At 66.9% G+C, this 13,490-nt stretch carries 10 protein-coding genes; 6 read left to right on the top strand and 4 right to left on the bottom strand.

Annotated features, from left to right (window positions below):
- The first annotated feature begins 247 nt into the window (after nucleotides 1–247).
- From N792_RS06275 to N792_RS06250, 6 genes are all read left to right on the top strand, one after another.
- Nucleotides 248–1,684 (top strand): C40 family peptidase, encoded by a 1,437-nt coding sequence (locus N792_RS06275; protein WP_036193439.1) that lies wholly within the window; start codon nucleotides 248–250, stop codon nucleotides 1,682–1,684.
- 40 nt (nucleotides 1,685–1,724) lie between these two features.
- The gene (locus N792_RS06270; RefSeq protein ID WP_036193438.1) at nucleotides 1,725–2,837 is read left to right on the top strand and encodes a dipeptide epimerase; all 1,113 of its coding nucleotides are present in this window, start codon (nucleotides 1,725–1,727) and stop codon (nucleotides 2,835–2,837) included.
- A 1-nt stretch (nucleotide 2,838) separates the two neighbouring features.
- On the top strand, nucleotides 2,839–3,690 hold the full coding sequence (locus N792_RS06265) for a MurR/RpiR family transcriptional regulator (RefSeq protein WP_036193437.1): 852 nt from the start codon (nucleotides 2,839–2,841) through the stop codon (nucleotides 3,688–3,690).
- Nucleotides 3,691–3,753: 63 nt separating this feature from the next.
- The gene (locus N792_RS06260) at nucleotides 3,754–4,551 is read left to right on the top strand and encodes a L,D-transpeptidase family protein (RefSeq protein WP_052103552.1); all 798 of its coding nucleotides are present in this window, start codon (nucleotides 3,754–3,756) and stop codon (nucleotides 4,549–4,551) included.
- Entirely contained in the window at nucleotides 4,548–5,813 is a 1,266-nt protein-coding gene (locus N792_RS06255; RefSeq protein WP_036193436.1) for a dicarboxylate/amino acid:cation symporter, read from the top strand. Before N792_RS06260 ends, N792_RS06255 begins: the two co-directional genes overlap by 4 nt.
- A gap of 248 nt (nucleotides 5,814–6,061) precedes the next feature.
- On the top strand, nucleotides 6,062–7,735 hold the full coding sequence (locus N792_RS06250) for a long-chain fatty acid--CoA ligase (protein WP_036193435.1): 1,674 nt from the start codon (nucleotides 6,062–6,064) through the stop codon (nucleotides 7,733–7,735).
- A 159-nt stretch (nucleotides 7,736–7,894) separates the two neighbouring features.
- On the opposite strand, the gene lysS is transcribed toward N792_RS06250, so the two are convergent.
- The 4 genes from lysS to N792_RS06230 form a co-directional block, all read right to left on the bottom strand.
- The gene (gene lysS, locus N792_RS06245) at nucleotides 7,895–9,448 is read right to left on the bottom strand and encodes a lysine--tRNA ligase (protein WP_084105484.1); all 1,554 of its coding nucleotides are present in this window, start codon (nucleotides 9,446–9,448) and stop codon (nucleotides 7,895–7,897) included.
- 61 nt (nucleotides 9,449–9,509) lie between these two features.
- Nucleotides 9,510–10,638 (bottom strand): peptide chain release factor 2 gene (prfB, locus tag N792_RS06240; RefSeq protein WP_156969308.1). Its coding sequence is split into 2 segments (ribosomal slippage): nucleotides 9,510–10,562 and nucleotides 10,564–10,638, totalling 1,128 coding nucleotides; the frame shifts between segments, so codons are not numbered across the junction.
- A 146-nt stretch (nucleotides 10,639–10,784) separates the two neighbouring features.
- Nucleotides 10,785–12,536 carry a single-stranded-DNA-specific exonuclease RecJ gene (gene recJ, locus N792_RS06235; RefSeq protein WP_036193434.1) on the bottom strand — a complete coding sequence of 584 codons (1,752 nt, stop codon included), beginning with the start codon at nucleotides 12,534–12,536 and terminating at the stop codon, nucleotides 10,785–10,787.
- Nucleotides 12,533–13,489, bottom strand: a complete 957-nt coding sequence (locus N792_RS06230) for a hypothetical protein (RefSeq protein WP_036193432.1) — start codon at nucleotides 13,487–13,489, stop codon at nucleotides 12,533–12,535. The genes recJ and N792_RS06230 overlap by 4 nt, the downstream gene beginning before the upstream one ends.
- Between the last annotated feature and the right edge of the window lies 1 nt (nucleotide 13,490).

Here is a 13,490-nt window from a genome sequence, read left to right as displayed (position 1 = left end):
CCGCGGAAACCGGCCGGCGGTCCCTTGTCCCTGGCGTTTACGTGTCATCCCCAGTGCGAACCTTTTCAGAGCACCATCCACCCGTGAATACCCCTTTGCACGCAACTTCCCTGGACGTTGTGTAGCACGCCCCGGAGACGGAAGCAATAATATATTCCTTTACTTCGTGATATAAGAATGTTGTATTCCGCGCTGCACCATGACGGCCCGAAGCGGCTGCCCCTGCTCACTATCGGAAGGTCTGACGATGCGATTGCTGCCCCTCGCCGCCGCCACACTCGGTCTAGCCATCGCGCTGGCCGCGCCCCTGCAGGCACGTCAGAACCCGTCGCCGCCCGCGTCCACCACGGTCCCTGCACACGGCGTTATCGGCGTCCCGGACGAAGCCTACCTGACGCCGGAATTCTGGATCGCGCAGATGTCCGCGCCCGACCGGGTCCTGATGGACCGCGCGGCGATCGGTGAGCAGAACGCGCGCTTGTTCGAACTCGATGCGTCCATGCATGACCTGCGCGCCCTGCCCGCCAGCCTGGATCGCGCCACGGTCCGGGACTGGATCGAGAGCCTGTCCACCCGCCCGACCTCCGGACGCTGGGATGTCGAAGGCGTGGCAGTACCGACATCCGTGCTGGACGCGATGGTCGACAACCTCGCCCTTGATGCCACCCCGCCGACCCAGCCGACCCGCTACGGACTGGTTGTCCATCGCGCCGCGTTGCGCGGCTTTCCCACCGCGCAGCGGATGTTCAGCCGGCAGGGCGAGACGGACATCGACCGCTTGCAGGAAAGCGCGTTGTTTCCGGGCACGCCGGTGGTCATCAGCCACCAGAGCCGCGATGGCGACTGGCTGTTCGTGGTCAGCCCGCGCTATGCGGCATGGATCGAGAAGCGGCATGTCGCCGAAGGCAGCGCCGACGACGTGTTCGGTTATGTGGAACGCGCTCCGTACCGGATCATCACCGGCGGTGTCGAGCGCACCGTGTTCACGCGCGAAGAACCGCGGGTCTCGCAGCTTCAACTCGACATGGGCGTCCGGGTGCCGCTGGCCGACGCCGCGCTCGACCAGCCCGTCCATGGCCAGCATCCCTACACCGCGCACGTGCTGAGCCTGCCGGTGCGCGGCGCCGATGGCAGCCTCGCGTTCTCACCGGCACTGCTGCCGCGCCGCGCCGACAGCGCCGCCGACTATCTGCCGCTGACCTCGGCCAACCTGGTCCGCCAGGGCTTCAAGTTCCTCGGCGAGCGCTACGGCTGGGGCCACGCCTACGATGCGCGCGACTGCAGCGGCTTCGTCTCGGAGATCTACCGCAGCATGGGCGTGCAGCTGCCACGCAACACCAGCGCGCAGGCGGTCAGCCCGGCGCTGCAGCACGCGCTGTTTTCCCGCACCGACAGCCGCGCCCGCCGCATGGCCGCGGTCGCAGACCTGCAGGTGGGCGATCTGGTCTACATCCCGGGTCACGTGATGATGGTGATCGGGCACATCGATGGCGCGCCGTACGTGATCCACGACACCAACGGCGGCAGTTATCTGGGCGCCGACGGCAACCTGAAAGCCATGAAGCTCAACGGCGTCTCGGTGACCCCGTTGCTGCCGATGATGTTCAACAAGGACGAAAGCTACGTCGACCGCATCACCAGCATCGTGCGCCCGCACGGCGTGCTGGACGGAATTGCACCGTAGCGCCAAACCCCATCGAATCCCGAGTCCAGACAAGCAACCCATGAAGATCACCCACATCGAATTCGGCATGCTGCGCGTGCCGCTCAAGACGCCGTTCAAGACCGCCCTGCGCACCGTGGACCAGGTCGAGGACATCGTGGTGATGGTGCACACCGACAGCGGCAACATCGGCTACGGCGAGGCGCCGGCCACGGCGGTCATCACCGGCGATACCCACGGCTCGATCATCGGCGCCATCCGCCACTACATCTCGCCGCGGCTGATCGGCGAGGACATCGCCGACCTCAACCGCATCACCCGCCTGATCCAGACATCGATGGAGAAGAACTCCAGCGCCAAGGCGGCGGTGGAGATCGCGATCTACGACCTGTTCGGCCAGCTCTACAACGCGCCGCTGTACAAGATGCTGGGCGGCGGCGACCCGGTCATCACCACCGACATCACCATCAGCGTGGACACGATCGACAAGATGGTCGCCGACTCGATCAGCGCGGTGGATCGGGGCTTCGACTCGCTGAAGATCAAGGTCGGCAAGGACATCGGCGTGGACATGGAGCGCGTCAAGGCGATCTACGCCGCGGTCGAGAACCGCGCCCTGCTGCGGCTGGACGCCAACCAGGGCTGGTCGGCGAAGGAAGCGGTGTACGCGATCCGCGGTCTGGAAGACGCCGGCGTGCGGCTTGAGCTGGTCGAGCAGCCGGTCAAGGCGCACGACCTGGAAGGCATGCGCTACGTCACCGAGCGCGTGCACACGCCGATCATGGCCGACGAGAGCGTGTTCGGTCCGATGGAGGTCATCAAGCTGATCAACATGCGCGCCGCCGACATCATCAACATCAAGCTGATGAAGACCGGCGGCATCTCCAATGCGATCCGCATCGCCGACATCGCCGCGATGCACCAGATCGAGTGCATGATCGGCTGCATGCTCGAGACCAGCATCAGCGTGGCGGCGGCGGTGCACGTGGCGGTGGCCAAAGCCGACGTGATCACCAAGATCGACCTGGACGGACCATCGTTGTGCAAATTCAACCCGGTCGACGGCGGTGTGATCTTCAACGAGTCCGAGATATCGGTGACCGATGCGCCCGGTCTTGGCATCCGCGAGATCCACGGACTGGAACCGATCGACACCGGCACAGCCGCGGCCTGACATGTCCGCCCTGCTGAAGATCCGCTCCCGGCGCGACCAGATGTCGGCGATCGAACGCCGCATCGCCGACTTCGTGCTCGACAATGCCCAGCTGCTGCGCGACTACTCGTCCCAGCAGCTCGCCAACGCGCTGGGCATCAGCCAGTCCAGCGTGGTCAAGTTCTGCCAGAAGCTCGGTTTCAAGGGCTACCCCGACCTCAAGTACTCCATCGGCGAGGCCGTCGCGCGGGCCGACAACGGCGACGAGCCGGTCAACGACGCCGACGCCGATGTCGACTCCGATGACGCCATGGCCTGCGACCTGTGGCGCCGCAAGACCGAAGCCGAAGAGGAAACGCGTTCGATCAACCCGCCCGACACCGTCACCGCGGTTGCCGCAGCCATCGCCGCCGCGGCCGATGGTGGCAAGGTGTTCCTGATCGGCCTGGGTGCGGACGACATCCGCGCCCGTGCGTTCGCGCTCAGGCTGTCGTTGCTCGGCATCCTCGCCGTCCACAACTTCGACCCGGCGCACATGGCCGCCAGCGTCTCGGCCGCGAATGCCGGCGACGTGCTGCTGGTGTTCTCCGAGCACGGCAAGCCACCTCCCCTGTGCTACATCGCGCGTTATTTCCGCGAACGCCAGGGCACGGTGATCTCGATCACGCGGCACACCTCCAATCCGCTGCGCGCCTACGCCAACCTTGCTCTGCTGGTCTCCGCGCACGACGATCGCGCGCACATCGAACCGCTGCTCTACCACTCGGCCTTGCAGCACCTGCTGGACCGCGTCTTCGTCCTGGTGTGCGAAGCCGGGCGCGAGGAGCAACTGCAGGCCAATCTCGAACGGCTCCAGCCCATGCTGGAGCCCTGATGTCAGCGCCCGGATGTCACTGACCTGACCGCCGTTGCCATGCAAGACCAAGGAGTCCGTCCGATGCGTTTGCCCCGCCATTCCCGCTGCACCAGCCTGCGATGGCTCTCTGCCCTCCTGGCTGTCTCGCTGGCCGCCTGCGCCCCGTCCGTGATGCCCGGCACCGCCGCGGTGCCCTGGCACGATGCGCAGCAGCTGGTGCTGGTCACCGTGGCGGATTGGGATGTCGACCACGGCACGCTGCGCACCTATGAGCGCGATGGCGACAGCTGGCTTGAAGCCGCCTCGCCACAGCCGGTGGAGATCGGACGCGAAGGCTCGGCCTGGGGCCTGGGACTGCACGACGCGCAACCCGAAGGCCCGACCAAGCGCGAAGGCGACGGCCGCAGCCCGGCCGGCGTGTTCACCATCGGCGAGGCCTTCGGTTACGCCGCCGGCGCGCAGACCGCCCTGCCGTATGCGCCGATGCAGGCATCCAGCTATTGCATCGATGTCAGCGACTCGCCGCTATACAACCGGATTGTCGATTCGCGCGAAGTGGGTGAGCCGGCCATCGCCGGATCCACCGAGCCGATGCGCCGTGACCTGCATGCCGACGGCGACCTGCGGTACCGCCTGGGCTTCGTGATCGAACACAACCGTGCGGCGACACCAGGCGCGGGCAGCTGCATCTTCGCCCACCTGTGGAAGTCGCCAACCACCGCCACCGCCGGCTGCACCGCGATGGACGACGCGGTCATGGAGTCGTTGCTGGCGTGGCTGCGCCCCGAGCGAAAGCCCGTCTTCGTGCTGTTGCCCGACGCCGAGTACGCACGGCTCCAGGCACCGTGGGGATTGCCGGCCATGGCAGCCGCCCCGTGAGTGCGACGACGCGGGTCCTGCTCTCGCTGGCCATCGGCGCAGCGACCGGCCTGTCGCTGGCCTGGGCCGACGCGGGGCTGGCGATCCGGGTCGCCGACGCGGTGCAGCCGATCGGCCGGCTCTGGCTCAACGCATTGCAGATGACCGTGGTGCCGCTGGTGCTGGCGCTGGTGATTGTCGGCATCAGTTCCGCCGCCGACGCCGCGGCATCGGGACGTATCGCACGCAAGGCCATCGGGGTGTTTGTGGTGCTGCTGTCACTGGCGGCGCTGTTTGCCGCGGTGACTGCGCCGGCGCTGTTGTCGATGCTGCCGCACGATCCGGCCCTGGCCAGCGCACTGGACGGTGGCAGCCGCGAAACCTCCACCCTGCCCGCCCCGGCCGGATGGTCGGACTGGGTGACCGGCGTCATTCCCGCCAATGCCATCGCCGCGGCGGCCCAGAGCGCGATGCTGCCGCTGGTGGTGTTTGCGCTGTTTTTCGGCTTCGCCCTGACCCGGATCGCCCCGGCCAGACGCGCCTTGATGGTCGAGTTTTTCCAGGCCATCGCCGACGCGATGATCGTGATCGTGCGCTGGGCGCTGTGGGCGGCGCCGGTGGGTGTGTTCGCGCTGATCCTCGCCGTCACCGCTCGATCCGGACTGAGCATGCTCAGCGCGCTGGGCATCTACATCGGCCTGCAGTGCGTGCTCTATCTGAGCGTGACCCTCGGCATGCTGCTGGTCGCGGCGGTCTGGGGCGGCGAGCCGATCCGGCGATTCGCCGCGGCCATTGTCCCGGCGCAGGTCGTCGCGGCGAGCACGCAGTCGTCGCTGGCATCCCTGCCCGCGATGCTGGAAGTCGCCAACGACCGGTTGCGGTATCCGACCCACGTCACGGGCCTGGTGCTGCCGATGGCGGTAACGCTGTTCCGCATCACCAGCCCGGTGCAGTACATCAGCGCCGCCGCGTTCATCGCCTGGGCCTACGGTATCGAGCTGGGCGCGGCGCAGCTCGTTGCGGGCAGCGCACTGGCCGTCGTCATCAGCCTCGGTTCGGTAGGCCTGCCCGGCCAGGTCAGCTACATGGCGACCAACCTGCCGGTCGCACAGGCGATGGGTTTGCCGGTCGCACCGCTCGGCCTGCTGCTGGCGGTCGACACGATTCCCGACGTGTTCGCGACACTGGGCAACGTCACCGCCGACCTCACCGCCACCAGCGTGGTCGCACGTTCCGCTGTGCAGGTCGAGCAACCCGGCGTACCGGTGAACGTCGAGCCGTAAGAACGCCGTGATCGTGTCGGGCAGACCCTGCCGGATCAGCCGCAGGGTCATGCCGCCTCGCCGCGCAACTCCGGAATGTCACACCTCGCCATCCGGCTCGAGAACAGCCCCCGCTTCGCCTTGCCAGCCCCCGGACCCTATGCTCCAATCTTTGGAGCGCTGCGGCGCCGCGGATCCGCGCTTTTTCTTCGCGGACGCACCACGCAGACACGCGCCACACAAGCACCACACCAACCAAGGGGATCGCGATGAGTGTTGAACGTCCATGGCTTGACCAGTATCCGGCCGGGGTCCCCGCGCAGATCGATGTCGACGAGTTCCCTTCCATCGTCGCGGTACTGGAAAGCGCGATCGCCAGTTTTCGCGACCGGCCGGCGTTCGCCAACCTCGGCAAGACACTGACCTATGGCGAGATCGACACCCTCAGCGCGCAGTTCGCGGCTTATCTGCTGGGCGAGCTGAAACTCAAAAGGGGCGACCGGGTCGCGATCATGCTGCCCAACTGCCTGCAGTACCCGATCGCAACATTCGGCGTGTTGCGCGCCGGCTTGACGGTGGTCAATACCAACCCGATGTACACCGCGCGCGAGCTCCGGCACCAGCTGGTGGACTCCGGCGCGACCGTGCTGCTGGTGCTGGACAATTTCGGCGACACGGTTGAAGAAGTATTGCGCGACACGGCCGTCACCAAGGTGATCACCACCGGCCTTGGCGACATGCTTGGCGCGAAGGGCGTGATCGTCAATTTCGTTCTGAAGTACATCAAGAAGATGGTGCCCGAGTACCACATCCAGGGCGCGATCCGGTTTGCCGACACCCTCAAACTGGGCCGGAAGCACGCCCTGCCGACGATCGATGTGCATGCCGACGACATCGCCTTCCTGCAGTACACCGGCGGCACCACCGGCTTGGCCAAGGGCGCGATGCTGACCCACCGCAACCTGGTCGCCAACATGCAGCAGGCCGCCGCGTGGGTGGGCACCAACGTGGTGCCGGGCCAGGAAGTCATCATCACCGCGCTGCCGCTTTACCATATCTTCGCGCTGACCGCGAACGGCCTGGTGTTCATGAAATTCGGCGGCCTGAATTACATGATCACCAACCCCCGCGACATGCCCGGCTTCGTCAAGGAGCTCAGGAAGGTCTCGTTCACGGCGATCACCGGTGTCAACACGCTGTTCAACGGACTGCTCAACACGCCCGGCTTCAACCAGATCGACTTCTCCAAGCTTCGCCTGACGCTGGGCGGTGGCATGGCGGTGCAACGCTCGGTCGCCGAGCGCTGGAAAAAGGTCACAGGCTGCACTTTGATCGAGGCCTACGGACTGACCGAGACGTCCCCGGCGGCCTGCATCAACCCGATGGACCTGGCCGAGTACAACGGTGCGATCGGCCTGCCCATCCCGTCCACGGATGCCTGCATCAAGGACGAGGATGGCAACATGCTGCCCACCGGCGAGATCGGCGAGTTGTGCATCAGGGGCCCGCAGGTGATGAAGGGCTACTGGCAGCGGCCGCAGGAGACCGCCGAGGTGATGGATGCCGACGGCTGGCTGCACACCGGCGACATCGCGAAGATGGATGAGAAGGGTTTCTTCTACATCGTCGACCGCAAGAAGGACATGATCCTGGTGTCGGGTTTCAACGTGTACCCGAACGAGATCGAGGACGTGATCGCGATGATGCCCGGCGTGCTCGAAGTAGCCGCCATCGGCATGCCCGACGAGCACTCCGGCGAGGTCGTGAAGCTGGTGGTGGTGAAGAAGGACCCGTCGTTGACCGCCGAGCAGATCACGGCCTACGCGCGCGAGAACCTGACCGGTTACAAACGGCCCAAGGCGATCGAATTCCGCACCGAGCTGCCCAAGACCAACGTCGGCAAGATCCTGCGTCGCGAACTGCGCGATGAGCAGGCCAGATGATCGACTGACTCGGAATCGCGACTGCCCAGTCCCCTCTCGATGAGGGGACTTTTTTTGCTTGCAAGTTCGCGCTGAGGGAAACCAGTGCCCGGAGGCTGTAGACGTATCAGGCGCAGGCCGTAATACGCCGCTCCCATCCCCGAGCCGGTTTGTCGCGGATCAGCCTTCCGGCCGCATGTACGGGAACAGCAGCACGTCGCGGATCGAGGACGAGCCGGTCAGCAGCATCACCAGCCGGTCGATGCCGACGCCCAGGCCGCCGGTGGGCGGCAGACCGATCTCCAGCGCGCGGATGTAGTCGGCGTCGAAATGCATCGCCTCGTCGTCGCCGCCCTCCTTCGCCTCGACCTGGGCCAGGAAGCGCGCCACCTGGTCTTCCGGGTCGTTGAGCTCGGAAAACCCGTTGGCCAGTTCCTTGCCACCGACGAACAGCTCGAAACGGTCGGTCATGCCCGCATCGTCGTCGCTGGCGCGCGCCAGCGGACTGACCTCGACCGGATGACGGGTGATGAAGGTCGGCTGGATCAGGGTGTGTTCGACGGTCTTCTCGAAGATTTCCAGCAGCAGCTTGCCCCAGCCGTATCCCGGCTTGACCGCGACTTTCAGCCGCGCGCAATGGGCGCGCATGGCTTCGATGTCGCGCAGTTCCTCGCGCTTGATCTCGGGATTGTGCTCGAGCACCGCATCGCTCATCGTCCAGCGCCGGAACGCCGGGCCGATGTCGATCGACTGGCCGTCCCATTCGACCTGGGTGGTGCCGAGCACCGACGTCGCAATGTCGCGGATCATGGCCTCGGTCAGGTCCATGACCTCGTTGTAGGTGGCGTAGGCCTCGTACAACTCGAGCATCGTGAACTCGGGGTTGTGCCGGGTCGACACGCCCTCGTTGCGGAAGTTGCGGTTGATCTCGTACACCCGCTCCAGCCCGCCGACCACCAGCCGCTTGAGGTACAGCTCCGGGGCCACACGCAGGTACAGATCCAGGTCCAGCGCGTTGTGATGGGTCGTGAACGGCTTGGCCGTGGCGCCGCCGGGGATGTAATGCATCATCGGCGTTTCCACTTCCAGGAAGCGCCGGCTGTCGAGCCACTCGCGCATCGCCCGGATGATCTTGCTGCGTTTGACGAACACCTCGCGCGCCTCCGGCGAGACGATCAGGTCGACGTAGCGCTGGCGATATCGCTGCTCGACATCGGCCAGACCATGGAACTTGTCGGGCAGCGGACGCAATGACTTGGTCAGCAGGCGCAACTGGTCGACCTTGACCGACAGCTCGCCGGTGCGGGTGCGGGTCAGCACGCCCTGCGCGCCGACGATGTCACCGACGTCCCAGCCCTTGAACGCGGCGTAGGTATCGCCCAGCGCATTGGCCTGCAGGAACAGCTGCAGGCGGCCGGACTCGTCCTGGATCTGCACGAAGCTGGCCTTGCCCATCACCCGCTTGAGCAACAGGCGGCCGGCCACGGCAACACGATGGCCCCTGGCCTCCAGCGCTTCGGCCGTCCACGCCTCCACATCGGCGTAGTCCGCCTGCAGGTCGCCGGCATAGTGGTCGCGACGGAAGTCGTTCGGGAACGCGATCCCCTCGCCACGCAACGCCGTCAGTTTCGCGCGACGCTCGGCGATGAGCCGGTTTTCATCCGGCTTGTTCTCGTCCGGTTGATTGGCGTCGGGCCGGTGGCTTCCATCGCGCGGCGGTGCAGTGTCGGTCATGGTCATTTCATTTGCGGATAAGGAGGCTTGCAGGAGCGGCGCGTGCAAGGAACAACTACTTCTACTTCGCGTCGGAGCGTTTGGCGCCGACTTCCAGGCCCGCCTTCAGGCTGGCCGAGACAAACTCGTCCAGATCGCCGTCGAGCACGTTCTGGGTATCGCTGCGCTCGATACCGGTACGCAGGTCCTTGATCCGGCTCTGGTCGAGCACGTAGTTGCGGATCTGGCTGCCCCAGCCGATGTCGGACTTGGTCGCCTCCACCGCATCGCGGACTGCATTGCGCTTCTGGATCTCCAGCTCGTACAGCTTGCCGGCGAGCATCTTCATCGCGCGGTCGCGGTTGGCGTGCTGGCTGCGCTCGGTCTGGCAGGCCACCACCGTGCCGGTGGGCACGTGGGTGATGCGCACCGCCGACTCGGTCTTGTTGACGTGCTGGCCGCCGGCACCGGACGAGCGGTAGACGTCGGTCTTCAGGTCAGCCGGGTTGATGTCGACCTCGATGTTGTCGTCGATCTCCGGCGCCACGAACACCGAGGTGAAACTGGTGTGGCGGCGGTTGTCGGAATCGAACGGCGACTTGCGCACCAGACGGTGCACGCCGGTCTCGGTCTTCAGCCAGCCGTAGGCGAAATCGCCCTCGACCCGGAACGTGGCGGATTTCACCCCGGCCACGTCGCCGCCGCTGACCTCCATCAGCTCGGCCTTCCAGCCGCGCGACTCGGCCCAGCGCAGGTACATGCGCAGCAGGATCTCGGCCCAGTCCTGCGCCTCGGTACCGCCGGCGCCGGCCTGGATGTCGACGAACGCCGCGGCGTTGTCCATCTCGCCGGAGAACATGCGCTGGAACTCCAGCTCATCGACGGCCTTGGCGTAGGTCTCGACGTCAGCAATCACCGCCTGCGCGGTGTCGTCGTCGCCTTCCATCTCGGCCAGCTCCAGCAGCTCTTCCGCGCCGGTCACGTTCTCGGTCAGGCTGCGGATGCCGGTGACGACCTTGTCCAGCGACGAGCGCTCGCGACCCAGCGACTGGGCCCGCTCCGCATCGTTCCAGACGTCGGGGCTTTCCAGCTCCCGGTTTACTTCTTCAAGACGTTCGACCTTGGTGTCGAAGTCAAAGGTACCCCCTGAGCGCATCCAGCCGATCCTTGAGATCGGCGATGCGCTCGTGGACGGGATTCAGTTCGATCATGTCCGTGATTTCATTGCAAAAGACGACCGCCGATTCTAGCAGGCACAAGGCTTGCCGGCGCCCCGGACTTCTCCGGAGTCCCGTTGATCATCAAGGCGCGCGGCCTGGCCGAGTGGCTCCTTGGCGGCAAACGGCGACCGTCAGGCTCAAGCGGCTTCGCGGTGCACCACGACCAGCTGGATCGCGTCGCCGCCGCGATAGTCGTCGGCTTCCAGCCGGTAGGCGATTCGGACCCGCGCAGGCGGTTCCTGTCCCGTCCAGCCGCCGAACTCGATCGCGTTCAGGCGTATCGCGCCGTGGCCGAGTTCGAGCTTCAGATGCCGCTCACCGACCACGCGCCAGCTCAACACTTCGAATTCGCCATCGAACTGCGGTTCCGGGAAGCCCTGTCCCCACGGCCCGCCATCACGCAATGCGTCCGCGCTGCGACGGGTGAACTCGTTGCCCGCCAGTTCGCCGTCGCTGAGGATCTCGGCCTGCAGCAGTTCTTCGCCCAGCGTGGCGGCGACGCAGTCGCGGAACGCCAGCGCAAAGGCCTCCATCGAAGCGGCGCGCAGTGACAGACCGGCCGCCATCGCATGGCCGCCAAAGCGTTCGATCAGGCCGGGATTGCGCGCATTCACCATCGCCAGGGCGTCGCGGATATGGAAGCCGGGAATCGACCGGGCCGAGCCGCGCAGCATGTCACCGCCCGGCTCGGCCGGGGCAAACGCGATCGCCGGGCGGTGCAGGCGTTCCTTCATTTTCGACGCGACCAGCCCGACCACGCCCGGGTGCCAGTCCGGATCGAACAGGCAGACCGCGAGCGGCGCGCTGGCGGCATCCAGCACCACCTTGGCGAACGCAGCCTCCGCCTCCTCGGTCATCTGCTGCTGGACCGCGCGGCGCTCGGTGTTGATCCGGTTGAGGGTATCGGCGATCCCGCGCGCCTGGTCCATGTCGTCGGTCAGCAGGCACTCGATGCCCAGCGCCATGTCTTCCAGCCGGCCGGCCGCATTCAGTCGCGGCGCGATCGCAAAGCCGATATCACTCGCGCTCAGCCGGGCTGGATCGCGCTGGGCCACCTCGATCAGCGCGCGCAGGCCGGGACAGCCCTGCCCCGCGCGCAGGCGGCGCAGGCCGGCCGCCACCAGGGCGCGGTTGTTGGCATCCAGCGGCACCAGATCAGCGACCGTACCGACCGCAACCAGGTCGAGCAGCCGGGTCAGGTCGGGGCCTTTTCCGTCCACACCGGTATCGAGCCTGCCGGCATCGCGCAGCCGCCGGCGCAGCGCCAGCAACACGTAGAACATCACGCCGACCCCGGCCAGCACCTTGCTCGGGAACCGGTCGCCAGGCTGGTTGGGATCGACGATGGCATCAGCCGGCGGGAGCGTGTCTCCGGGCAGATGGTGGTCGGTCACCAGCACCTGCCAGCCCAGCGCCTTGGCGGCGGCGATGCCGGCGTGGCAGGCGATACCGTGGTCGACGGTGACCAGCAGGGTCTCCCCCGGACCTGATCCGGGGCCGGGCTCCATGGCCGCCAGCTCGGCCACCAGCGCCGGCGACAGGCCGTAGCCATGGATCATCCGGTTGGGCACGGCGTGGGAGACGCGGCGGGCGCCCAGCATCCGCAGGCCACGCACCGCGACGGCGCAGGCGGTGGCGCCATCGCAATCGAAATCGCCCACCACCAGGATGTGGCGGTCGTCCGCGATCGCGTCGGCCAGCAGCGCGGTTGCCGCATCCAGCCCGGACAGCGTGTCGGGCGACAGCAGGTTCGCCAGCTTCGGGCGGGCCTGCTCGATGGCCATCGCGCCGCGGGCGCTGTAGATGCGTTGCAGCAGCGGTGGGATCTGGGTGGGCCACGGGCCGGATTCCGCCGCGATGCGCCGACGGAGCTTGCCGATCGGCTTCACTCGGCCCCGGCCGTTTCGGGGCGCACGAACGAATGCCAGGGACGACGCCAGAATCGCCAGCGCTGCGTACGCGTCAGCGCGAGCTGGAGGCCATCGGCGAAAACAATCGTGGCTCGCGCCAGCCGGCCGGCCTGGAGTTCCGCCAATACCGGCAACCACCAGTCGCGATCGAAAACGGCCAGGTCACGCAGATGGCGCAGGTCGAACAGCTGCCCACCCTCACCCCCCTGCCAGCGCGGCGGCAACGGCCCGCTGCGGGCGCCGGCGGACGTTGCAAAGGCGACCAGGGTGTCGTCGTCACTGAACAGGCTCTGGTGGGACGTGCGGACGGAATCGGGCACCCGGCCCGCGCCCCAGAACCACAACGAGTTGACCGGTGCCAACCCCGCCGCAGCCCGCTCGGCGTTGCGCGGGTGGTTATGCAGGACCACCTGCGCCTCGCTCAGCAGTGCACGCCAACGACGCCCTTCCGGGCCTTCAGGCAACTGGTCGAACAGGTCCGCGCCCAGCGCCTGGTCCAGCGAGGCCATCACCGGCAACGTCGCTCCCGGCGGCAACTGCAGGTACCAGCGGCCCGGGTGCGGCGCGTCGATGGGAAAGCCCATATCGCCAAACAGCGGTTTCAGTGCCGGCAGGAACGCCGCGCTGTCCGCCGCGGTCAGCGACAAGGCCTCCCCATGCGACAACAGGCGGGCGCCGTTGATGTCGGGCTGGATGTAGACCGGATCGGCGCGCAACCAGGCCGACCCTTGGGCGTCACCGGCATCGCGCTGGCGGGTCACCGCTGCGACCGGCCAGCCGCGTGGCAGGATCTCGAACTGGCGCTCCACCGGATCGCCTGCCACCTGCGCACTGTCGGCCCGCCCGAACCAGCGGCCCGCGGACTCCGACAGGCGCTGCCCGCCAAACCGGCTGCGCGCGGGCAGCAGCAGCGTGACCGTGTTCGCCGTCATC

Source organism: Lysobacter concretionis Ko07 = DSM 16239, from assembly GCF_000768345.1.
Classification (GTDB): Bacteria; Pseudomonadota; Gammaproteobacteria; order Xanthomonadales; family Xanthomonadaceae; genus Novilysobacter; species Novilysobacter concretionis.
Note: the sequence above shows the minus strand (reverse complement) of the source record. Positions and strands in the feature narration are given on the sequence as shown.

What these genes read in the sequence shown, in the direction of transcription:
- N792_RS06270 (WP_036193438.1), top strand. Translation starts at nt 1,725, where the DNA reads ATGAAGATCACCCACATCGAATTCGGCATGCTGCGCGTGCCGCTCAAG.
- N792_RS06250 (WP_036193435.1), top strand. Translation starts at nt 6,062, where the DNA reads ATGAGTGTTGAACGTCCATGGCTTGACCAGTATCCGGCCGGGGTCCCC.
- lysS (WP_084105484.1), bottom strand. Translation starts at nt 9,448, where the DNA reads ATGACCGACACTGCACCGCCGCGCGATGGAAGCCACCGGCCCGACGCC.
- N792_RS06265 (WP_036193437.1), top strand. Translation starts at nt 2,839, where the DNA reads ATGTCCGCCCTGCTGAAGATCCGCTCCCGGCGCGACCAGATGTCGGCG.
- N792_RS06275 (WP_036193439.1), top strand. Translation starts at nt 248, where the DNA reads ATGCGATTGCTGCCCCTCGCCGCCGCCACACTCGGTCTAGCCATCGCG.
- N792_RS06260 (WP_052103552.1), top strand. Translation starts at nt 3,754, where the DNA reads ATGCGTTTGCCCCGCCATTCCCGCTGCACCAGCCTGCGATGGCTCTCT.
- N792_RS06230 (WP_036193432.1), bottom strand. Translation starts at nt 13,489, where the DNA reads ATGACGGCGAACACGGTCACGCTGCTGCTGCCCGCGCGCAGCCGGTTT.